Origin of the sequence: Rhodococcus sp. H36-A4 (assembly GCF_027158005.1) — a bacterium.
GTDB lineage: Bacteria > Actinomycetota > Actinomycetes > Mycobacteriales > Mycobacteriaceae > Rhodococcoides.
This window is the reverse complement of sequence record NZ_JAPVLQ010000001.1, coordinates 818,182-840,724: the sequence shown is the minus strand read 5'-3', so window position 1 is coordinate 840,724 and position 22,543 is coordinate 818,182. Positions and strand designations below refer to the sequence as shown.

18 protein-coding genes and 1 tRNA gene are annotated in these 22,543 nt (G+C 63.1%); 9 read left to right on the top strand and 10 right to left on the bottom strand.

Going from position 1 to position 22,543, the window contains the following annotated elements:
• Nucleotides 1-121: 121 nt before the first annotated feature.
• Complete coding sequence (locus O1W68_RS03835; RefSeq protein WP_269301541.1) at nt 122-952, top strand: sulfurtransferase; 831 nt, start codon at nt 122-124, stop codon at nt 950-952.
• A 9-nt stretch (nt 953-961) separates the two neighbouring features.
• Here O1W68_RS03835 and O1W68_RS03830 read toward each other — a convergent pair whose 3' ends face one another.
• Entirely contained in the window at nt 962-2,545 is a 1,584-nt protein-coding gene (locus O1W68_RS03830) for a GMC family oxidoreductase (RefSeq protein WP_269301540.1), read from the bottom strand.
• A 20-nt stretch (nt 2,546-2,565) separates the two neighbouring features.
• The gene (locus O1W68_RS03825) at nt 2,566-4,278 is read right to left on the bottom strand and encodes an aldehyde dehydrogenase family protein (RefSeq protein WP_269301785.1); all 1,713 of its coding nucleotides are present in this window, start codon (nt 4,276-4,278) and stop codon (nt 2,566-2,568) included.
• A 202-nt stretch (nt 4,279-4,480) separates the two neighbouring features.
• Here O1W68_RS03825 and O1W68_RS03820 point away from each other — a divergent pair, with 202 nt between their 5' ends.
• Entirely contained in the window at nt 4,481-5,668 is a 1,188-nt protein-coding gene (locus O1W68_RS03820; RefSeq protein WP_269301539.1) for a PucR family transcriptional regulator, read from the top strand.
• Here the strand turns inward: O1W68_RS03820 and O1W68_RS03815 are convergent.
• The 7 genes from O1W68_RS03815 to O1W68_RS03785 form a co-directional block, all read right to left on the bottom strand.
• A complete protein-coding gene (locus O1W68_RS03815; RefSeq protein WP_269301538.1) occupies nt 5,652-6,629 on the bottom strand; it encodes an esterase/lipase family protein in 978 nt (325 codons plus the stop codon). The genes O1W68_RS03820 and O1W68_RS03815 overlap by 17 nt on opposite strands.
• A gap of 108 nt (nt 6,630-6,737) precedes the next feature.
• Complete coding sequence (locus tag O1W68_RS03810; RefSeq protein WP_269301537.1) at nt 6,738-7,616, bottom strand: glycoside hydrolase family 16 protein; 879 nt, start codon at nt 7,614-7,616, stop codon at nt 6,738-6,740.
• A gap of 203 nt (nt 7,617-7,819) precedes the next feature.
• Nucleotides 7,820-7,890: transfer RNA gene (locus O1W68_RS03805), tRNA-Gly, on the bottom strand.
• A 50-nt stretch (nt 7,891-7,940) separates the two neighbouring features.
• Nucleotides 7,941-9,704: a bifunctional diguanylate cyclase/phosphodiesterase gene (locus O1W68_RS03800; protein ID WP_269301536.1), complete on the bottom strand. Its 1,764-nt coding sequence runs from the start codon at nt 9,702-9,704 to the stop codon at nt 7,941-7,943.
• Nucleotides 9,705-9,829: 125 nt separating this feature from the next.
• Entirely contained in the window at nt 9,830-11,662 is a 1,833-nt protein-coding gene (locus tag O1W68_RS03795) for a putative bifunctional diguanylate cyclase/phosphodiesterase (RefSeq protein WP_269301535.1), read from the bottom strand.
• Nucleotides 11,663-11,734: 72 nt separating this feature from the next.
• Nucleotides 11,735-13,858 (bottom strand): Rv1355c family protein, encoded by a 2,124-nt coding sequence (locus tag O1W68_RS03790; RefSeq protein WP_269301534.1) that lies wholly within the window; start codon nt 13,856-13,858, stop codon nt 11,735-11,737.
• A complete protein-coding gene (locus tag O1W68_RS03785; protein WP_269301533.1) occupies nt 13,855-14,610 on the bottom strand; it encodes a hypothetical protein in 756 nt (251 codons plus the stop codon). The genes O1W68_RS03790 and O1W68_RS03785 overlap by 4 nt, the downstream gene beginning before the upstream one ends.
• A gap of 161 nt (nt 14,611-14,771) precedes the next feature.
• Here O1W68_RS03785 and dcd point away from each other — a divergent pair, with 161 nt between their 5' ends.
• The 6 genes from dcd to O1W68_RS03755 all read left to right on the top strand — a co-directional run bounded on the left by dcd (nt 14,772) and on the right by O1W68_RS03755 (nt 20,886).
• Nucleotides 14,772-15,350: a dCTP deaminase gene (dcd, locus tag O1W68_RS03780; RefSeq protein WP_088945046.1), complete on the top strand. Its 579-nt coding sequence runs from the start codon at nt 14,772-14,774 to the stop codon at nt 15,348-15,350.
• Between the two features lie 27 nt (nt 15,351-15,377).
• On the top strand, nt 15,378-16,826 hold the full coding sequence (locus O1W68_RS03775) for a CYTH and CHAD domain-containing protein (protein ID WP_269301532.1): 1,449 nt from the start codon (nt 15,378-15,380) through the stop codon (nt 16,824-16,826).
• A gap of 99 nt (nt 16,827-16,925) precedes the next feature.
• Nucleotides 16,926-17,837 (top strand): hypothetical protein, encoded by a 912-nt coding sequence (locus O1W68_RS03770; protein WP_269301531.1) that lies wholly within the window; start codon nt 16,926-16,928, stop codon nt 17,835-17,837.
• A gap of 118 nt (nt 17,838-17,955) precedes the next feature.
• Nucleotides 17,956-18,912, top strand: coding sequence for an Hsp70 family protein (locus O1W68_RS03765; RefSeq protein WP_269301530.1), 957 nt, complete (start codon nt 17,956-17,958; stop codon nt 18,910-18,912).
• 73 nt (nt 18,913-18,985) lie between these two features.
• Nucleotides 18,986-20,035, top strand: coding sequence for a fused (3R)-hydroxyacyl-ACP dehydratase subunits HadA/HadB (locus O1W68_RS03760; RefSeq protein ID WP_269301529.1), 1,050 nt, complete (start codon nt 18,986-18,988; stop codon nt 20,033-20,035).
• 119 nt (nt 20,036-20,154) lie between these two features.
• The gene (locus O1W68_RS03755; RefSeq protein WP_269301784.1) at nt 20,155-20,886 is read left to right on the top strand and encodes a TspO/MBR family protein; all 732 of its coding nucleotides are present in this window, start codon (nt 20,155-20,157) and stop codon (nt 20,884-20,886) included.
• A gap of 52 nt (nt 20,887-20,938) precedes the next feature.
• Here the strand turns inward: O1W68_RS03755 and O1W68_RS03750 are convergent, their stop codons facing one another.
• Nucleotides 20,939-21,133: a hypothetical protein gene (locus O1W68_RS03750; protein WP_269301528.1), complete on the bottom strand. Its 195-nt coding sequence runs from the start codon at nt 21,131-21,133 to the stop codon at nt 20,939-20,941.
• A gap of 472 nt (nt 21,134-21,605) precedes the next feature.
• Here O1W68_RS03750 and O1W68_RS03745 point away from each other — a divergent pair, with 472 nt between their 5' ends.
• The gene (locus O1W68_RS03745; RefSeq protein WP_269301527.1) at nt 21,606-22,466 is read left to right on the top strand and encodes a 3-hydroxyacyl-CoA dehydrogenase; all 861 of its coding nucleotides are present in this window, start codon (nt 21,606-21,608) and stop codon (nt 22,464-22,466) included.
• Nucleotides 22,467-22,543 lie beyond the last annotated feature (77 nt).

Sequence of the window (22,543 nt, the reverse complement as noted above, 5' to 3'; positions counted from 1 at the left end):
CCGTTACCTAACCCCCCTTAACCGGAGGTCCGGTTTGTTACTACCGTGAATTTTGCTCCACTTTTGCTCCGACTGGGCGGGATTCCGTCGATTCGGAGCAAAAGTGGAGCAAAATTCACGCATGCCACAAGAGAGCCAAGCGCGTGACGTCACCGATCTGAAGTCCGCACTGCGTAGTCCCGTTCCGCCCGTGGTAGTCGATGTTCGCTGGGCACTGGGAGATTCGGCCGGTCGACGGCACTATCGCGACGCACATATCCCGGGCGCAGTGTTCGTCGACCTCGAAAACGAACTCGCCGAACCCGGTGAACCCGACCAGGGCAGGCATCCGCTGCCCTCCATCGACAGACTCCAAGCGGCCGCACGACGCTGGGGCGTCACCAACGGTGTGCCCGTCGTCGTCTACGACAACACCGGCAACCTCGCCGCGGCGCGAGCGTGGTGGCTACTGAAATGGGCCGGCTTCGACGACGTAACCCTGCTCGACGGCGGTTTGGCAGCCTGGATCGCCGCAGGCAACGACACCTCCGCGGGCGAGGAGGTCGCGTCGGCGCCCGGAGATGTCCAGCTCAGCGCCGGACACCTGCCGACGCTCACGACCGAGGAGGCCGCTGCACTCGCCGCGTCCGGAACGCTGCTCGACGCGCGGGCAGCCGAACGGTACTCGGGCGAGTCCGAGCCGGTGGATCCGCGCGCCGGGCATATACCCGGCGCCATCAGCGCTCCGACCAGCGCCAACCTCGACACGGACGGGCGATTCTTGACTGCGGACGCGCTCCGCGAACGGTTCGGCGGGGTGAAGCCGCAGGTCGGGGTGTACTGCGGTTCCGGCATCACAGCCGCTCATCAGGTGGCGGCGCTGGCCATCGCCGGGATAGATGCAGCCCTCTACCCGGGTTCGTGGTCACAATGGTCCAGTGACCCGGCTAGGCCGGTGGCGACGGGTATGTGACCCGTCGCCTCAGCGCAGTACCAGGTCCGCGGCCCTTTCGCCGATCAGCACGCTCGGCGCGTGCGTGTGACCGCGGATGATCGTCGGCATGATCGACGCGTCCGCGACCCGTAGGTTGTCGACGCCACGGACCCGCAGATCCGGGGTGACGACGCTCGAGCTGTCGTTGCCCATCCGGCAGGTGCTCACCGGGTGGTAGAGGGTGTGTGCGTTCTGCTCGAGGGCTTCGGTCAGCAGGTCCTCGGTAGAGATGTCTGCTTTCACGCGTGGTCGGACGAGGGCGCCGAGCAATTTCTCGAGGGAGGGTTGCGAGGCGATGTTCATGCATGCCCGCAAGCCCTCGATCATCGCGCGCCGATCGGCGCCGTCGGGATCGCTGAGGTAGCGGGGTTCGATGATGGCTTTGGCCAGTGGGTCGGCGGAACGAAGACCGATCTCGCCGCGGCTCACCGGTTTGAGCAGCACTGCCCCGATGACGGCGGCGTGGGCATCCGGCGCGATGAGTCCCTCGTCGAAGAACGGGGCGGGGGCGTAGATGAGCTCGACGTCCGGGAACGGTACTTCGTCTCGACTCTTGATGAATCCGTAGGCTTCGGCGACGTTCGAGGTGAGCATGCCGCGTCGGCGAGTCAGATAGTTGACGAGCTGCGGGATTTTTTCCGCGTGGAACAGTGAATCGGATTCGGTCTTCCAGCCGATGAGCGCACACAGGTGATCGGTCAGGTTCTTACCGACCTCCGGGGCGTGGTGCTGCACGGCAATCCCATGTGCGGCCAGTTGTGCTCTGTCGCCGATGCCCGAGAGCATCAGCAATTGTGGCGTATTGATCGCGCCCCCGGCGAGAATCACTTCCTTGGCGGCCCGGACGGTGTGGGTGAGCCCGTCCTTGGTGTATTCGACGCCGACGGCGGTGGCCCCTGCGAAGACGACGCGCGTTGCGTGAGCATCGGTGAGGATGGTCAGGTTGGCCCGCTTGCGAATCGGTGTGAGGTACGCGTCGGCAGTGCTCCAGCGGGCGCCGCGTTTCTGGTTGAACATGGTTTGTGAGAAGCCTTTGGGCTCGGCACGATTGGCGGCCTCGACAGAGTATCCGGCTTCCTGGACGGCATCGAGGAAGGAGGCCGTCGAAGCGCGGGGACTGCGCTGGTTCGACACGATCAACGGTCCGCCGGTGCCCGCGTCGAGTTCCTTTGTCGCTTCGATGCTTTCGATCTTGCGAAAGTAGGGTACGACGTTCTCGAACGACCACGAGGAGTCCGACAGTGAGGCCCACTCGTCGTAGTCGGCGGCGAACCCGCGGACCCACATCATCGCGTTCATCGACGAAGACCCGCCGAGCATCTTGCCGCGGGGCCAGTAGATGCTGCGGTCCCGCAGTTCGCTCTGAGGTTCGGTGTCGTAGTTCCAATCCACGTCACTGCGGAACAGTTTGGAGAAGGCCGCCGGGATGTGGGCGAACTTGTTCTTGTCTTCCGGGCCCGCTTCGAGCACCACGACGGTGTGGCGCGGGTCGGCGCTGAGCCGATTGGCGAGTACTGCCCCAGAGGATCCGGCGCCGACTACTACGTAATCGGCGATGGCTGGTTGTGACATGAAAGAAGGTACCTTTGTCTCTAGCCGCGCAGAGCGGAGGCGAAGATGGCAGGAAGCTTTGCCCAGGAAGGCTTTCCGGCGAATCCAGTCAACAGTCGGCCGGTGGTCGCGGCCGTTCGGTTGTCGACGAACCACGGTGGCTTGGGGGAAATCGACCATTCGCCGTTGATCAGCGAGCGAGGAGACGGACGGAAAGGTCCGCGCACTACCGTGCGTTCGGCACCGTCGATCAGCAGTGCGTTGTGGACGATGCCGATTCCGCTCTGGACGTCGTCGATCGTGTGGCCCGGGAATGCACCCCACGACGCCGCTGCGGTGAGGAATCCGACTCCTGTCCATGCGTTCACTGCGATCGTGCCGTAGTTCAGTTCGGCCAGCATCGAGTCGAACTTCTCGCCCAGCCGATCGATCGTCTTGGGGTGGGCGATGATGTTTACTCCCAGGGTGCCGATGAACTTCTCGTTGACGGTGGTCACTGCTTTTTCAGCGAATTGATCTCCGTCGTAGGGGAGTTCGATGACGCCGAGCACTGGTGCGAAGTACTCGGTCTCCAGCAGTGATGCTTCTTTGCCGGGGTCGATGTCGTCGATGAGGACGCGTCCGCCGGAGAGTCGCGAGGCCTTGGGATAGTTCTCCAGGGCGCCGGCTACGCGAGTGTCGCTGCCGGGATAGTACGCGCGACGGGAAGGTGCAGAGTCGAGTGCCTTGCGGAGTGCGGCGAGGAACTGGTCGCGCTGCTTCCAGTTGGATGACAGTACGACCGCCTGTGATGCGACGCAGTTGTAGCCGCCGTTGTGCAGGCGTTGCGTGGCAACGTGTTTCGCCTGAAATTCGATGTCGGCTGTGCTCCACTCGCCGGGGAGGACAATGGTCGGTGAGACACCACCGAGCTCACTCGTCATCGGTTTGGTCAGCACCGGGTCGTTGGCGGCTTTGCGTTCGGCTCCGGTCTGCCCGGTCCCGAAGACGATGGCGTCGTGGGTGATCGAGCTACCCGTCATGTGTACGTGATCGACCAGGTCGTGGTTGACCAGGTAGGTGCCCGCCTCGGCTCCACCGGTGAGCAAGCGGACGGCACCGACGTCGATCAGCGGCCGGAGGACTTTTCTCAGCACCGGCAGCAACGGGTCGGTGATCGGGTTGAGCTTGAGCGCGACGACGCGATTGTGGGCGAAGAGTTCGTACAGTGTGTCCAGCGGCGCGATGGACATGATGTTGCCGGCGCCGAGTACGACGCCGATGCCGTTGGTGTGCGCGGGTTCGCGTTGGGCCAGGCCTGCGGTGCGCTTGGCGGTATCGGCGTCGATTCCCGGTTTCAGCCACACATCGGCGCTGAATCCGTTGAGCAGTAGCGAGTCGAAGATGCTCAGCGGCAGTACCTGGACCGTGGTGCGCCCGCCGGGTGCGGATCCGAAGTGTGCCTGGGCGAGCGGGCTGGTGCCGGATTCGAGGGCTGCCAGAGTGTGCGCGAGGGTGGCTGCGCCGCTGACGAATGCGTAGGGGCCGGAGATCCATTCCTCACCGACGAGTGACGACGACGGGTCGAGGCCCTTGATCGAGCACGCTGCGGTGACCCACTCGGCGCCGTGCGCGACGGTCAGGTCTCGTACGTGTTCGAGGAGCGCCCGACGTGCTGCCAAGGTCAGGGTCGCCCACTTCTTCTCACCTGCGCTCAACTCCTCGAGTGCGGCGTCGACCAGGCGGTGCGTCTCGTCTTCGGGGCTGAGCGCAATGTGCAGGTCGGGTTCGTTTCGATCGGTCAAGGGGGTGGCTCTTCTCTTTACTCGGGGTGCGCGTAGGTCCACTTCTGCTGTGATTGTCGTCTCATTCGGCCGTGAGCGCTATAGGCCCCCGCTCTCCAAGTAGGCCACATAGTTGTGCGGCGGCACAGGCAAGCCCTGGCGTCGTGGGGACGGGCGAAGCTACGCTTCGATCATGGCAACCAGTACTCCGACCACCGTGCTCGCATCGACCGACCTAGCTGCGCCACTCCTCGACTCGACGGAGATGCTGGCCGAGACGTTGGTCCACCGCATACTCGATGCCGAGCACGGATATCTGGAGGCCTCGCTGTTGACCGAGGACGAGTTGCGCAGTGCCTGCCGCGAGAATCTGCGCGCGATGATCGGTTGCCTGGCCGGTCACGGTGCACCAGATCTGTCTTCGGCACACGCGACGGGGCGATTGAAGGCCGAGCAGGGTGTCCCGCTCGCCGCGCTGCTGCACGCGTTTCGGCTGGGCGGTCGACTCATCTGGGAAGAGTTGATGAATCGGTCCGACGGAGAACCCTCGCGAGCCCTGCTCGAGATGGCGGCGCAGGTGTGGGCGCTCGTCGACGTCTGTTCCGACGCTGCCGCGGAGGCGTACCGCTCGACGGTGGACACACTGTCCGAGCAGGACGCAGAATCTCGACGGCGGTTGGTGCGGGCACTTTTCGGCGATCATGTCTCGAACCCGGCCGCGGTAGCGGATGCGGTGCGGACCTTCCGAATTCCGGATCGCGGATCGTTCGTCGTCGTCTCCGCGGAGTCACGTGATGTCGAATTGTCGACGCGGGGCATCGGTGCGGTGTGGGACTCCGAAGTCGATGGCACCCTCGGCCTGCTGTTCGCGACGTCGGATGCTCTGCTCGAGGAGGTTCTGGCCAGTATCGACAACGGCGTCAGCGATGCGGGCAGTGCGGCGATCGGGGTCAGTGTCGGATTCTCGTCGCCGGCGGGAATGCCGATGGCCGTCGAGCAGGCCAGGTTGGCGCGGACCTGCGCGCGCGTGGACGGCAGCGTGTTGACACGGTTCGATGCGGTTCCGCTGCCATTGTTGCTGGCTCGGCATCCGGACAGTGCTCGGGCGGCGACCCGGCAGATCTTCGGACGTTTGCTCGAACTTCCCGACGAGGAGCGGGAGAGCCTGCTGACGACCCTGGATGCGTGGTTCGGCTCGAAAGGGTCGACCAGCGAGGCTGCGTCGCGGTTGCATTACCACCGCAACACCGTGCTGTATCGCTTGCGGAGGATCGGCGAGCTGACCGGTCGGGACTTTCTCGACCCGATTCATTGCTCGGAACTGTACGTAGGTCTGCGTGCCTATCAGTTGTCGGCCGCGAATCTCAGCGGTGTTCCGTGAGTTGCTGGTTGCTCGCGATGACGACGTCGAGAATTCCGGCACCGAGTGGGACCGGACCGCAGGGTGGGACGATCCCGGCGGATGGGTCGAGGGCGGCGAGGACGAGTCCGATGGCGGTCGGATCGTAGGTGAAGGTGAAGTGCGCGACGTTGTTCTGCGGGCAGACGTCCTGGATCACGATATTGGTGGCATCGGGGTCACGAAGCAGCGCATTGGTATAGGGCTGGATCGTTTCGTCGACACGGGTGGCGATGCTGGTGTACTCGACGCCGGGGACGGTGTCGCCGCCGGTATTGAGTTGGTTCAGAAAGTCCGAACCCTGTAGTAGTTCGACGAGTGCCGGCCCGAACTCGCCGGCGACGAGTGTCGTTCCACCCGGAACTGCCTGCAGCGCAGGGGAGGTGCCGTATGCAGTGCCGCCGTAGGTAGGTGAAGCGATGCCGATCCATTTGTTCACCACGGCGTTTCCGCCTAGACGGTTGGTGAAGTAGCGGGTGACCGCGGCGCCCTGGGAGTAGCCGACGAGGTTCACCGAAGTTGCGCCCGTCGAGGCGAGCACGGACTCGGTGAACTCTTTCAATTGTTCTGCACTCCCGGCGATGTCGCTGAACCCGTAGCTCGCGCCGTCCGGTGACGCGCCGTAGTTCAACGCGTACGCGCAGTACCCCGCCGCTTTCAGTACTGGGCCGAGGCCGGCCCAGTCCGAGTATGCCGTGGCGTCGGTTCCGTGGACCAGGATCACCGGTTCCGAATGCTCGGGTGCTGGAACGCATTCGGGATCGTTGACGCCCGGGGGGACAGCTCCGGGATTTCCCCCGGAGTACCTGATCGCATCAGCGTGGTTGGACTGCCCTGGTCCCGGTGTCGTCGGGATCACCGGCGCGGCCGACCCGACTCCCATTCCCACGACGAAGCAGCCGACACATACGGCGCTGAAGGTCAGCGCGAGACGGAAATTCATGCCACACCTCGACTTTGGTTACTCCCCTTCTAGATGCTATGCCCAATTGTGTGTCATGTCCCAGTGAGCGGGGCTATGTGGTGGGATGGTTCACAAACGTAACCTCGGTCAGGAAATTCGGCTCGCTTTGATCCAGTCCACACTCATCGTCTGTGGGAACGGTGTCGAGGCCGGGACCTTGCCGACCCAGTTGTTGCCGACTGCCACGTTGAGAAGCACGTAGTGCGGGAATGCCCCCGAGAACGGAGTCCAGTTGCCGCCCTTCGCTTCGTATTGCGCCTTGGTCAGCGAGTACTTGGCCACCCCGTCGATGAACCAGGTGATCCTGTCGGTCAGCCAGTCGACGCGGTAGGTGTGAAACGCGTCGGACAGCGGGGCGGTGTCGCCGCCGGCTTTGACATCCGTCGAAGAATTGCTGCGCGAGGGACCGTGAAGATTGAAAGACGGGCCATTGGTACCCGGAATTTCCACTATGTCGATTTCACCCTGACGCGGCCAATCGTATTCATGTCCCGGTTCCAGCCCCAGTAACCAAAATGCCGGAAGTAATCCAGCGGCCCTTGGCATCTTTATGGATGCTTCTATGCGAACCGGCGGGGCTACGGATTGTTTCCCGAAGCTCACGACGCGTGCGCTCGTGATGTTGTCGGGTGCGCGCACCCCGTCCGGTGGATTTTCGCGCCGAGCGGTGATCTGCAGGGCTCCGTTGCTCATCGACGCGTTGGACGTCGAGTTGGTGTAGTACTGCTGCTCGCCGGAACTTGCACCCCACCTGCCGGTTTGGAACGTCCACTTGCTGCTGTCCACGGCTCCGGTTCCGTTGAATGCGTCTTCCCACAGCACGCCGCCTTGTGCGGGTGGTGCGGGAGGGGGAGTGGTCGTGGTCGGAACCGGTGCAGTCGGGGTGGGAGTCGGGGTGGGAGTGGGGGCAGGGGGCGCCCCGGGTGTCCACATCAGGGCGGACAACAACAATGCAATCCAGTTCATGCTCTATTCCTGTCATGGCAATTGTCGGGGGAAACAACAAGCACGTCAGAAGGTTTAGCACGAAGGACTCGATATCAACGAGGTGAATGGGAAAAAAGAATAAATACGTGATTCAGGGGATATTGTCCGTAGATCTTTCGGACGGAAATCATGTTTATCGCACCGAAATCAGGTTTTATCCTGTTTGGGTGTTGTCGCATATGAGCCGGTGACGGGAATCGAACCCGCCTCTCAACCTTGGGAAGGTCGCATTCTACCAATGAACTACACCGGCTTGGCAGCCCTGAGGCCACGCGGACACACTCTATCAGCCGCCGTAGGCAGTCAGAACTCGATGGTCCCGGCGCGGAGGAGTTCGAGCGTCTCGGCCGCGGGAACGGGCCGGGAGATGAGGTATCCCTGCGCCCGTGTGCATCCGAGCGCGAGGAGGACATCGACCGCCGCGGTGGTCTCGACACCTTCTGCGATGACATCGAGTCCGAAGGCGTCCGCGAGCCCGACGACGGACTCGACGATGGCGAGGTCGTTGGCGTCGCCTGCTCCGAGGTCGGTGACGAAAGAGCGGTCGATCTTCAGCGCATCGACTTCGAGCTCCTTCAGCTGTGACAGTGCGCTGTAACCGGTACCGAAGTCGTCGATGGCGATGCGAACGCCGAGTTGGTGCAGGCCGTGGAGCGTCTTTCGAGTGCGGTCCACGTCCTTGACGACGGCGACCTCGGTAATCTCCAGGCACAATTGTGGGCCATCGACCCCATAGCGCCGAAGGACTGCCTCGACGGTTTCGGCGAAGTCATGTTCGACGAGCTGGGCCGGGGAGACGTTGACGCGCATGGAGATCTCGAGGGACGGCAATGTCGACTGCCATTCGGACAAGGTGCGGCATGCTGTGTCCAGTACCCACCTCCCCAACTCCGGTGCGAGGTTGGTTGCTTCTGCGACGGGGATGAAAGCACCCGGTGGTAGGAGTCCGCGCACCGGGTGCTGCCATCGGACGAGAGCTTCTACCGCGGTGATCTTTCCGCTGCCGAGATCGACCTCGGGTTGGTAGTACAGGACGAGGTCGTCGCCTTCGATCGCGTCACGCAAATGCACTTCGACGTCGCTTCGCAACTCGCTCTGTGCTCGCACCGATTCGGTGAAGTGCTCGATGTTGTCGGTACTGCCGATCTTCGCGATGAGGGCAGCCTGGTCCGCGCACCGTAGGGCACGTTCGGCCGTGATGCGACCGGGTTGGGCCATCATGATGCCGATCCGGGCGCGCTGACGTAGATCAGCGAGGGGCATGTCGATGCCGTCGATTGCCTTCAGAATCGTCTCGGCGGCCGCGCTGGCGGCGCATTCGTCTGTCGGGCCTGCGAGTACGACGACGAATTCGTCGCCCCCCAACCGGGCGATCACGTCCTCGGATCCGAGTTCTTCACGCACGATATCGGCGACGTCGCGGATGTATTCGTCGCCGGTCAGATGGCCGAGGAAGTCGTTCAACGACTTGAGCTGATCGAGGTCGAGAAACAGCACTGCCACCGGGCCGCACCCGGGTTCCTCCAGGCGCGCGTTCAGGTGGTCCAACAGTGCTCTGCGATTCGACATCCCGGTGAGATCGTCGTGCGTGGCTGCGAAGCGGGAACGGTTCTCCGCGTCCACACGTGCTTGCAGTTGCGTCATCAACGCAGCAACCGATCGCAGAGAGCTCAATTCGTCGTCGGTCCAGGTGTGCCCGGCAGGCTTGGCGAATCCGAGGACCCCCACGTCGACGCCTCCTGCGATCAGTGGGATCACCACAAGCGGAACCCCCTCTGGTGTACTCCCATCGAGATGTTCGGCAATGTCCCCCGTCGAGGACACTACGGTGACGTTTTTCATCGTTGCGGCGAGAGCGAGGATCGGGTCGGGGTCGTCCCGGTGCGCGAGCGTCGACGGGTCCGGGTACGTGATTCCGACTCGCGGCGGCCATTCTGCGACGAGAATGCTTGTCCGGGTATCGATATCGGTCAGGCGTAGAAACGCGAAGTCGAGGTCCAGTTCGCAGGCCAAGTCGCGGAGGATCGAGGGGTATGTCTTGTGGGCCGATTCGGCATCCACGCGCATGAGGGTCGTCGCGACATCGGTTACGACGACATCGAGATCTCGACGTCGATTCAGTGCCCTCTCCTGCCTCCGGCCCCCCGGTTAACGAGACCTTAACCCACTGTGGTCGATCGAGTCTGGAATGGTCAGTGGATGGCTCCGCGTGCCAGCATCTCGAGCATTTTCGCTTCGGGTACCGGCCGCGAGAACAGATAGCCCTGCGCCCGATCGCACCCTACGGCCATCAACGCTGATTTCGCTGCCTCGGTCTCGACACCCTCGGCGAGCAGTTCGAGCCCGAAGGCTGAGGCAAGGGTGGCTATGGCTCCGACGATCGCCTGGTCGTTGGTGTCGGAATCGAGATTTTTGACGAACTCGCCGTCTATTTTGAGGGCATCCAGCGGCAGTACCTTCAGGTGTGCCAGGGAGCTGAATCCGGTACCGAAGTCGTCGATCGCGATACCGACACCCAGCTCGCGGAGCATGGTCAGAATCTTGGCAGTCTGGCCAGTATCTTGCACGACAGCGTTTTCGGTGACCTCCAGGCACAGTACGGTCGGCGGAACGGAATCGTTGTCGAGTGCCTGCTCGACGATGTCGACGAATTCGGTGGCGAGGAGCTGCGCGGGTGAGACGTTCACGCGCATCACGATGTCGAGCCCGGGGATGCGAGATGCCCAGTCGGAGTAGGCGCGCATGGCATCCACGAGCACCCATCGGCCCAGTTCGGTTGCGAGTTCCGAGGATTCCGCGATATCGATGAAGTCGCTCGGGGGAAGGAGACCTCTGGTGGGGTGTTGCCAACGCACGAGCGCCTCGACGGCGGTGATGTCCCCGGTTCTGAGATCGACCTCGGGTTGGAAGTGCAGCACGAGATCGCCGTTCGAAATGGCATCGCGGAGATGCAGTTCGACGTCGTTCCGCAGTTCGGTATGCGCGCGGATAGCCGAATCGAACAGTACGACACTGTTTCCGCCACGGTGCTTCGCTACCAGCGCAGCCTGATCGGCGTTGGCGATGATGTCGTCGACGCGTTCCACTCCAGGCATTGCTATGGTGACGCCGATACTGGCGGTGCGGGTGATGTCGTCACCGGCGATCGTTACCCGCGTAGTGGCCACTGCCTCGAGGACTCGTCGCGCGACGTTGTACGGCGACGTCGGTTCGTCGTCGAGCACCGAGGGTTGCATGACGACGACGAACTCGTCTCCACCCCAGCGGGCGATGGTGGCTTCCGGCGGGAGGACCGCTCGGAGTGTGCCGGCCAGCGCGCGGAGATACTCGTCGCCTGCCGAGTGTCCGTAGAAATCGTTGAGTGCTTTGAGTCGATCCAGATCGAGGAACAGTACGGCGACAGGTCCAGCGTCGGAGGAAAGGCGACGGAGTAGATCATCGGTGAACCCTCTGCGATTCGCCAGTCCGGTCAGCGCGTCGCTTTCGGCGGCGAGACGCAGCGATTCCTCGGCCAGGATGCGGGCGTGAACCTGCGTGAACATCGACGCGATCGCGACGAGGGCGTTGGTTTCGCCCTCGGACCACGCTCGGTCGCCGCTTTTGATGAGGCCGACCCATCCGATCGACTTCTCCTGGACGAGGGGAACTACCGCCATGGAGGTGACGGGATATCCGGAAGCCGCCTCGATCCGTTGGCGGTAGTCCTCGTTGCCGACCGTAGGGCGGAACACCTTGGGGTGCACCAGATGCTCGCATGCGGCGAAGACCTGGTCGGCGTCGGCGAAATAGACGATGCCGAGTGGATCGGGCTCGGGCGCATCGGGTCTCGGAGGCCATTCGGCGATCATCACCGTCGATCGATCCCCGTAGTCGGTGTGGCGAAGGTAACCGGCGTGGAGATCGAAGAACTCGACGAGTGTGCGTAGCACCCGGGTGTATGCGGTCGATACCGAAGACGCATCGACACCGATGAGGTCCGAGGCGACGTCGGTGACGAGCGCATCGAGACTTCGTATGTCGCGCATTCCCATTCCCTCCCTGACCTCGAAATCAAGCCCCGAAATCCATCCTGGACAGGCCAGAGTGGACTGTACCGCCTACTGCACCACCGGGGTCGACGTTCGCCTTCTACTCGGAACGGCGTGCCCGTCGGTGTGGGACAGGCGCAGCACCAACGCAATCGATTCACCGTCTTCGATGCCGACCACCTTGTGGAATCGCGTTCGCAACCGCGACAGTGCGTCGGCGTGGCGCGGGGACAGAGTGTCGAACTCCGCATCGGTGTGCGCGTAGATGAAGACCGGTGACGCCGGATGTACCGCCAGTCCGTGAGCCTGCGCCGTGATCCACACGCTCTGGGTGCCGGAGCCGCCACGGACGAAGTCGGCGGGGGCGTGGCCGGACACCACGGTGACCGCGAGTGCGGAACTGGATTCGATGCGGTCGTGGCTGTCCTCGCCGAGCGCGACGCCGCCGTCCCAATCACCCAGCAGCGCCATGACATCGGATCTTCGAGATACATCGAGCTTCACCAGGTCGGTTGCATCGAGAGCCAGTGCGGCGACGTCGATTCCGGTGTCCGGATCATCCTGGCCCGGCCACCGCAGTTCGGAGATCATCTCGGTGTGGAGTTCGGCGGTGAGATATCGGATTCGATCGGATTCGGCGATGATCCCGGCGATCTCGGTGATGGCGGCACGGTCGGTGATCACCTCCAAGCGAACTCCTTCCGCTTCGGCGGCGGCATCGAGAGCTCCGACGGTGGCCGCGTCGACGTCGGCGGGGATTCCCAGATGCCGGTTGGTGGTTCGGGCCAACATGGCGTCGTAGTGCGCGGCCAGCTCGTTTTCGGTTGCGCTCGAGGTTAATTCGAGAGCGACCTCGACGGTGTCTCCGGTCGGTAGAACCGTGCTCTCGCCCAGTACGCCGAAGTGCGCGGCCGCGACGCGTGCGTTGTACAACGCTGCACCGATGGCGACATGGCTGCCCCGGTAGGCAACATCGAGCCCACTCGTGCGGGACCGATCGAGTGTCAGCCGAACGGAGTCCGACGTGGTGGTGATGGTCCAGGGCTGGACATTTCCGCCGGACGGGGCGCGGGTGGCCGAGTGCACGATCGCCTCGCTGGGCGTGTGCAACTCGGCCGCATGCAGATCGGGAAGTTCCTTGGACGAGGTGGTGACACCGAAATGCGCGGCACCGGTGGGGGTGACGAGCGCATCGAGATGGTCGTCGATGTGGATTCGCACCCGTCCGGATTCGAGTCGTTGACCCAATCCGAACCGACGGACCGCCCCGGCGACGGTGGCTCCGCCGAGAGCAACCTCGCTCCCCAACTGCGGCCAGGTAGTCGTCGTGCGGTCGACCTCGATCATCGACGCCGCCATCCGCGCCGACAGGTCCTCGGCGCCGAGAATAGCGAGGACGTACGGCACCTTGTCGTGTGTGGAGAGGTTCTCGAGGGATTTCGAATCGATGTCGCCGAGAAGACCGTGGAAAAGTGGCCGGTCGGGCTCGAGATCGAATCTTTCGACATCGAGCAGTCCGCGGTCGCTCGTTTCCATGATGACGGGGACTCGATGCTCACGCGCCTTCTCCCGAACGAGGACCTTCACGTCGAGTGAATCGCACTCCTCGATAAGTAGGTCCAGCCCGTCGAGGAAGCTGTCGGCCGACTCTGCCGTCACACCGCGATCGTCGATGCTCACCGGGAGATACGGGTCGAGCTCGGCGATGCGTCTGGCTGCGACGACCGGCTTGCCGAGGCCCAGGTCGAGCAGTGTGGCCGGGATTCGGTTGAGGTTGGAGAGTTCGAGCTCGTCGAAATCTGCCAGCCGCAGTGCCCCGCAGACCCCGTCGAGCGCGAGCGAGTACGCGATGGCGTGCCCGACGCTCAGGCCTACGATCCCGATCGTCAGCGTCGCCAATCGTTCCTGTTCTTCAGCGGTGATCTTGTTGCGGTTGCGGTCCAGTCGAAGTCGGCGGAAGCCGGCCGGCCCCAGCGTGGCGACGACGGTTCGGCGCCACGGGTAGTAGATCCATCGCATCGGTTCCTCGACGAGCTCGGCCGTCGGCCTCGGCGTCAACCGTGCCAGCCCGGCGCGTTGTTCGGTGAGTCGATCGAGGACCTCGATGCTCGGGTCCGACCGCAGTCGGTCCAACAGTGCGCGGTCCTCGTGTCGAGTCTCGTCGAGAATGACGGCTTGCCAGGATGTGGTCATGATGTTGCTGCTTCCGTCGAAATATGGGGGCTGGGGAGTAGTTGCGCTACTGCACGTGCGATGTGCTGATAGAGGTTCGAGGTCGTGTGCCGCGGAATCATGTGCTGGTCCCACCAGAGGACTCGTGTCCGGTAGCGGGCATCCGGGTAGGGAACGGCGTCGATGTGGGCCGCCATCACCGCACCGGAGTCCAGGTAGGGGCCCATTGCATGTTCCGCACTCGTGGCCAAGGTGAAGCGGCTCCTGAGAGCGACTGCGGCCAGTGTTGCGCCGATCGCCCCGAGGTATCCCGAGGTGCCCTGACGGGGAGCGTCTTGGGCGGTCCACACGCTTTTCATCTCGACGACTCCGTGCGGTAGGCGGTCGGCGACCATGCTGCGGAGCGCGGCGCGGCCGGTCGAGCAGTCGGCCCACTCTCGTTCGGCGTGTGTGTGAGTGGGCTGGGTGTACGGCCCTTGCACACGGAGTCCGCCGTGAAGACGACCCGAATCGTCGACGGCGGCAAGAAACATGGTGGTCGAGGCGCCGTCGACGATCTCGTCGTATTCGAGGGCCTTCTCGACGCCGAAGTGCGAGTAGCTCGCCAGCGCTCCCTCGGTGAAGGCGCGCCACAGCTCTGGCCGTGCTCGCGGCGTCGTTGCCAGCACCGTGCAGTTCAGCTGGGTGTCGAAATAGCTCCAATCTGTGGTCAGGGGTGTGCAGTGTTGCTTCTGCTCGCTGATCTCAGGATCGAGAACGAAAGTCGATTCCATCCGCATCCTTGTGTCGAAGTCTTGTTTGAACCCATCTGAAGTTGATCTTGCTCATTATCGGGGGTAACTACCGTTGTTCGGCAAGATAAAGAGCGCAAAGCGGGGTGCTCGACGTACGGCCACCGCCGAACCCCGGCGGTGGCCGCGATAGCCTGCGGGGTGTGCTGCTCTCCGACCGCGATATCCGTACCGAAGTGTCCACCGGCAACTTGGGGATCGAGCCGTTCGACGACTCGATGGTCCAGCCGTCGAGTGTCGATGTACGTCTCGACAAGCTCTTCCGCGTGTTCAACAACACTCGATACACCCATATCGATCCGTCGAAACAGCAGGACGAGCTGACCACGTTGGTCGAACCCGCCGAGGGTGAGCCGTTCGTATTGCATCCCGGAGAATTCGTGCTCGGCTCGACGCTCGAGCTGACGACCTTTCCCGACTACCTGGCGGGGCGACTCGAAGGCAAGAGCTCGCTCGGTCGCCTCGGCTTGCTGACGCACTCGACGGCCGGATTCATCGACCCGGGTTTCAGCGGCCACATCACCCTCGAGCTGTCCAACGTGGCGAACCTCCCGATCACGCTTTGGCCCGGCATGAAAATCGGCCAGCTGTGTTTGTTCCGGTTGTCCAGCCCGGCCGAGCATCCGTACGGCAGCGCAACGACCGGTTCGAAGTACCAGGGGCAACGAGGCCCGACACCGTCGAAGGCGTATCTGAACTTCGTCCAGTCACCGGTCGACTGATCCGACGTGTCCGGCACACTGGCGGACATGGCTTCGATACAGACCGAGCGCGAGGACAAATACGACGCGACCTCGGACTTCGTACTTCCCTCGCTCACCGAACTGATTCCGAAGGGCGGAGCGATCGACGTATCGGAGGTGGAGCTGATCAGTAGCTACTTCGACACGCCCGATCTCGATCTGCTCCGGCGCGGGATCACGTTGCGACGGCGGCGCGGAGACACCGACACGGGCTGGCACGTGAAAGTCCCCGCTGACAAGGCACGCACCGAGATCCGGCTGCCGCTCGGTACCGGTGAAGACGCGCAGGTCCCGGAAGAGCTCGCGAGCGTGCTCGCAGGCGTCGCCTTGGGGAAACCGTTGGTCCCCGTTGCCACCCTGACCTCGAAGCGTCGACGGCATGTGTTCACTGCCTCGGACGGATCCGTGCTAGCCGAACTCGCCGACGATTCGGTCGACGTCCAAGCAGAAGGTGTCCCCGACCACCGATGGCGCGAGCTGGAAGTCGAGTTGGGTGCGGCGGGGTCGGAAGAGACGCTGAAGCGTTTCGGTAAGGCGCTGCTCGCCGCCGGAGCTCAGCGCGGTGCGCACCCGTCGAAGCTGCATCGTGCGTTGGCTGTGAACTTGGAGAAGACTCAGATGCCGGAGCTCGGGGTCCTGGCGGCATACCTCGACGAGCAGGCGCAGGCCATCTTCGCAGGCGATGTGTACCTGCGTCGGGGACTCGACCCGATCCATTCCACGCGCGTTGCGATCCGACGCTACCGGAGCACACTGCGTGTGTTCGGTGCCCTGTTCGACGAGGATGTGGCTTCGGTTATGGATTCCGAGTTGGCCTGGTATGCAGGACTTCTCGGTGAGGTCAGGGATAGGCAGGTACTGCGTGCCCGCTTGTCCGACGCGGTGCACAACCTGCCGCCGAAGCTGGTGCTCGGCCCGGTTGCCGCGCGCATCGAGAGCGATCTGTTGGCCGAACAGATTCGACACCGAGGCATCATTGCGACGGAGCTGGACGGAGGTCGTTACCGGGCCCTGCTGACGAGTCTCGGTAACCTCTCGCGCGCATTCCCGGCAGCAGCCGGGGCCGAGGACGTCGACGCCGATGAACTCGATCGACTTGCGCGCAAGGCCGGCCGTAAGGTCCGTAGGCGCGTCGCGGCAGCAGTAACCGGGGGCGACGACGCGGAACTGCACCGGGCCCGCAAGGCAGGGAAACGTGCCAGGTATGCCGCCGAGTCGATCGTTTCGATCGTCGGGAAGAAGGAAGCGACGGCTCGGATCGAGCGATACAAAGCGGTCCAGGAAGTGCTCGGCGAGCATCAGGACGCCGTCGTCGCTGCACAGAAGCTGGTCGACCTCGGACGGAAGGCGGGGGTGACACCGGGGGAGAACGGCTTCACCTTCGGTGTGCTCTATGCCCAGGAGATCGCGGCGGCCGAGGCTGCTCGGGCCGAAGTGTCGAAATTGAACGTGTGAATGACTAACGAAAAACCGGAAGGCGACTGTATTCTTAGCGACAAAACCTTTCGAGTAATAGAAATTTTCGGCGTAAACGGGAAGGGGGGGAAGTCCGTCATGCGTATCGCTCTCGGCGTGCATGTCAGTACCTTCGAAGTGACGGCTTCCCTGGTCGACGCAGATCTACCTGAGCTCGGCCCGGTAGCTACCCGCGTCGTGTCGGTGGAAGCGGTGCCCGACGGTATTGGTCAGGCCGTTGCCACAGCACTGGGGTCGACCAGGATTCAAGCCCTGCAGAGCGGTCTCACGGTCTCCGGTGCTGCCATCGTCTGCGAGAACGCGATGCAGTGCCAGATCGTCATCGACGCGGTCGCTGCGTCCGAGGCGCAACCGTTGATCGTCGTCGACATCTTCGATTCCCACCTCGCCGACGGGCTACCACTCGATGTCGCTGCAGCACTGCTGGTCGGCGTAGTGGATCCGGTGAGTCCGGCCGGGCGCACCGTGTCGTCGTTCGGTCCTCGTCGCGGGATCTGGCAGGTCGCTGCGGTCGGAGCCTTCGTGTTGGCGGCGCTCGGGGGAGTCAGCGCGTTGGCGATGACGGTGGATCCTGCGGTGGACACCAGAACGGTCGTCCCCGCAGACTCGGTCGATACGCCGTACGCGACGTCGATTCCGGCGGCAGATGATTCGGTTCCTCCGGCGGCGGTGCCGTTGGAAGACCCGGATCCCGTGGTGAATTCCGATGTCAGGCCCGAATTCGTCCCGCCCGTCGGTGTGTCACGACCCTCGGCCGCAGGGGCCGAGCGCCCGCAACCGAAGCTTCCGCCTGCCGCAACGATCGCCCCTACTCTCGCGCCTACGACGACGTCGACGATCACGCCGACGTCGCCCGGGGGTGGCATCGAACCCACGGACGTTGAACAGCCGCCGGTGGAGACGTCGGTCGAGCCCACCCCGGAGCCCACGACCACCACGGACGCGCCCACATCGACGACGACGGAAGAGCCCGAGACGACTCCGGAGTAGCAGCGAGGTCGCCCGAAACATACTTCAAGAATCTTCGAAGGTATCGAAGCCTACCCACGGACTGATTTCACAGCTATGGTCTCTACATCTGTTCGGTCATAGTGGAGTCGAGGAAGCCATGAAAACGGTGCTTGGGGTGTCAGTGGGTTCGTCGGCAGCCCGGGCTACAGCTCTCGATACAGCGGACGATTCGGTGCGCTCGGTCAACGTTGCGAGGTTGTTCGAGGCGTCCGAGCACGTCGCCGCTGCTCTCGGCCTGTTGGACTCCATGGCGAAGGTGCAGGATGTGGACGCCGCGGATACCGTACTCGCGGTCCCGGACGATCCAGCGAGCAGGCCCCTGACCTCGGCGTACTCGATGCACAAGGCAGATCGGTTCATGGTCGTCTCCGAACTCGGCGCTCAGCTGAGGTTCCTGCGCGGCAGCGGACAACTCGAGGGCCTGCGCACGGTCGCACTCTGCGACGTCGGTGCTTCGGGGACCACCGTGTCGATCGCCGATCCTGCCACCGGTCAAGTTTTCAGCTCGGAGCGCACAACTCGATTCGGTGGATCGGTGTGCGACGAGGCAGTGCGCAACTATCTACTCGCCACCTACGGTGCCGACGAACTGGTGTCCGCCTCGGCACTGGACCGTCTCGGCGTCGCCATTCGGTTCGCTCGCGAGCAGTTGTCGAGCCTGCGCGTGGCGGAGGTGACCGGACCGTTCGTCGGCGGTCCGGTTCGATTGTGGCGCAGCTCTTTCGATGACATCGTCGACCGCTCGGTCAGATCGATCGAGGACTGGACCGCCAGTGCCATCGTCGACGCACCGAAATCGGTCAACGCACTGGTCATGGTCGGTGGTTGCGCGCATATCCCCTCGCTTCGCCGCGTCTTCAGGCGTGACCTGCGCTTGCCGGTACTCGTGCCCGATAAGCCCGAATCGCTGACCGCACACGGGGCGGCGTTGCTGGCCGCCGACGCATCGCGGGCACGCTCTCGACGTCCACTGACGGCAGTGACGCGGATCCCCCCGGTCACGCCGTTCGAACCGGACAGATACGACGTCGTCCCCCGGCATCGCACTGCCTGAAGCCGGCTGTGAACTGCCACAAGGACACGGTCCTACGTGTACTAGCGGCGCTCGGCCCGGTATGTTGCGAGAAATGACTGGAAAAACTTCTGAGAATTTCGATCCAGCGGAGCACGTCCGTGCAATGGTGGGCCTGCACTACCGGACGAACGACTTCTACGAGGTCGGACGCGAGAAGGTTCGTGAGTACGCTCGCGCAGTTCAGGATTTCAACCAGGTGCACTGGGACTCCGACGCAGCCAAAGCTCTCGGCTACAGCGGGTTGGCGGCGCCACTGACCTTCATCTCCCTGGTCGGCACCCTTGCGCAGCGTCGGTTGCTCGAGAAGATCGCGGTCGGATTCGACCTGGGGCAGATGCTGCAAACCGATCAGGTCCTCGAATTCCACCAGCCGATCGTCGCGGGCGATCAGCTGTACTGCGACGTCTCCCTCGACTCCTACAAGGAGGTCATGGGCAAAGACATGATGGTCACCAAGAACATCGTGTCCAATCAGCGCAACGAGCTGGTACAGACCACGTACACGACGCTACTGATCGGCCGCGACGGAGATATCGACTCAGGAATCGTCGAGGCAGCGGAAAATCTGGTGATGCACGGCGCTACGCCGTCGACTGCTCGCGAAAACGCCACCACGCATGAGGAAGAGGAGCAGGTGGAGCATCCACCGCTCGCGCTGGTCGACCATCGCTCTGCACCTTCGGTGAAGTTCGAGGACGTCACCGTCGGAGATGCGTTGCCGGAAAAGGTCTTTCGCCTCACTCGTGGCGATCTCGTGAACTACGCGGGTGTCGCGGGAGATGCCAACCCGATCCACTGGAGCGATGGGTTCGCCAAGCTCGTCGACCTGAAAAATGTTCTGGCACATGGGATGTTGACGATGGGGCTCGGTGGCGGCTACATCACGTCATGGTTGGGCGATCCGGGCGCAGTCAAGGATTACACGGTCCGCTTCACCGCGCCGATTCCCGTCGATCCACATCGCGCCGCCGAAATCCTGTTCACGGGCAAGATCAAATCGCTCGACGCGGACAGTCGAACAGCAGTGATCTCGCTGGGCGCAACCTTCGAGGGCAAGCGCATCTTCGGGCACCGGGCGACGGCCACCGTTCAACTGGCGTGATGTGAAAACTTGCGCGGCCGGGCGGTACCTCCCCGACCGCGCAAGCGTCATCACCAGCAGAAATGTCGCTCCGGGCCACCCTCTCGTTTGTGAACGGTCGATCCGGGCATCTACCCGTTATGAAGGTCGGGGTAATAGTCAGCGCCATTGCGGCGGTCATCGGCTCGTTCATCGGCTCCGGTGCGTGGGTCGGCACTCCCATCGCGGAGGCCGCCGGCGGTGCACTGAGCGCCACGTCGACGCTCGTCGCGCCCGCCGGGAGTGCATTTTCGATCTGGACGGTCATCTACTTCGGATTCTTCGCATACGCGGTGTGGCAGGCACTGCCCGGACGAAGTGAGCGCCACCTTCCCCTCCGACTGCCGATTGCGGTGTCCATGCTGCTCAACGCCGCATGGATCCTGACCATTCAGGTGGGATTGCTGTGGCTGAGCGTGTTCGTCATCGCAGCGCTGCTCGCGGTCCTCGCCCGCGTGTTCGTCCTCCTCCAACAGCAGCGCCCCGAGAACCGGCTGGACGCGGTGATCACGGACGGAACGATGGGCCTCTACCTCGGCTGGGTGTGCGTGGCGACCATCGCGAATATCACGGCCTGGCTCGTCGACCTCGGCGTCACCGGCGGAGCGACATTGTGGGCCTGCGCCGTCCTGGTCGTTGCAGCCCTGGTGGCAGTCGGGTTGGCCACGTACTCTTCGGGCGCGGTCGCACCGGCAATCGGGATCGTCTGGGGATTGATGTGGATTGCACAGGGCCGGCTCGCTGGCGACCTCATCGATGCCAGCGTCGGATGGACTGCAGCGATCGCAGCATTGGCGGTGGGAATCTATACCGCCGTCATCCGCACTGCATGACTGTGTGCACGGCCGCGACGTCCCACACCTCAGTGCGAGAGGCAATGTCGTGTCAGGCGCGAAACCAGTGGTCCTTGCCTGCGACTGCGTCGATCGTGGTGAGGACCTCACCGACATCGGCGGCGCCGTACGCGGCTGCTCCCAGCATGCCGCGAAGCTCGTAATCGAAGTCCGCGCACGGATAGAACCCTGAGCTGAATGCGCGGTGCGGGCGAGCCGTGAAGACAGGTAGCTCGCGCTTGATCATCGAATTGCGCTGGGCAGCAATAGGGTAACGGCGTCACTTTCATATGATCGAAATGTGTTCTTGCTCATGGGCTTCTTTACTTCGTGAGGCGGACGATCAACGTGACGAAGGATTTCATTCGACCCTTGCTTCACCTGCAGCGGAACCGAAATAGTGCACACGGGTGGCGAAATATTCGGACCGGGGAATGCGCTCGGTCCGTGTGTGTCACCGGTCATGCCCTCACATCGGAATGAACCGAATCTCGCTATCGTTGTTAGTACGTTGATGGACAAAGAGTTTCGCCGACACTCGCATCCGTCCCAGATCTTTCGAACTTCCGATGCTCGGCCTCGAATCGACAATCTGGCGTAGGTTGAGAGGTGGCCGAACTTCGCAGGAGAGCTAGCGCGTATGCCAACCCTCTCCGGCGAAGAATCTTTGACCTCGCTTCGGTGAACGATGACGAATGAACTGCAGAGGAGACCATCAGATGACTGACATCACCAACGTGACGGTATTGGGGACAGGTGTTCTCGGATCTCAGATCGCGTACCAGACTGCGTACCATGGATTTTCGGTCGTCGCATACGACATCGACGATGCGGCGCTGGACAAGGCGAAGGTTCAGTTCGGCAAGCTGGTGAAGGTTTACACGCAGCAAGTCGAAGGTGCGGCCGACGGAAAGGCTGAGGCCGCGCTCGAGCGGATCACTCTGTCGTCGAACCTGAAGGAAGCTGTACAGGCTGCGGACCTGGTCATCGAGGCTGTTCCCGAGAATCTCGACATCAAGCGCGATACTTACACCAAGATCGGCGGTTTCGCCCCCGCGCACACGATTTTCGCGACGAACTCTTCGACGCTGCTTCCCAGCGACTTCATGGACTCCACCGGCCGTCCGGAGAAGTTCCTCGCCCTGCACTTCGCCAACCAGATCTGGGTCCGTAACACCGCCGAGGTGATGGGCACGTCCAAGACCGACCCCGCTGTGTATCGGACAGTCGTCGACTTCGCATCCGCAATCGGTATGATCCCGATCGAGTTGAAGAAGGAACAGCCCGGCTACGTACTCAACTCACTCCTCGTACCGTTCCTCGACGCAGCTGGACTCCTCCTCGTCGACGGAATCGCCGACCCGGAGATGATCGACAAGACGTGGCGCATCGCCACCGGCGCTCCACTCGGGCCATGCCAGATCTACGACATCATCGGACTCACTACGCCGTACAACATCGCCTCTCAGGGCAACGAAGACCAGCAGCGGTTGGCTGCTTTCCTGAAGGAGAACTACATCGACAAGGGAAAGCTGGGCATCTCTACCGGAGAGGGCCTGTACAAGTACCCGAAGAGCTGACCTGCTTCGCGCGGACGGCTGAGGGCAACTGCGGTCGCCCCGTCATCGCTTGAATGGCGCCCTGAAGCTATCTGATC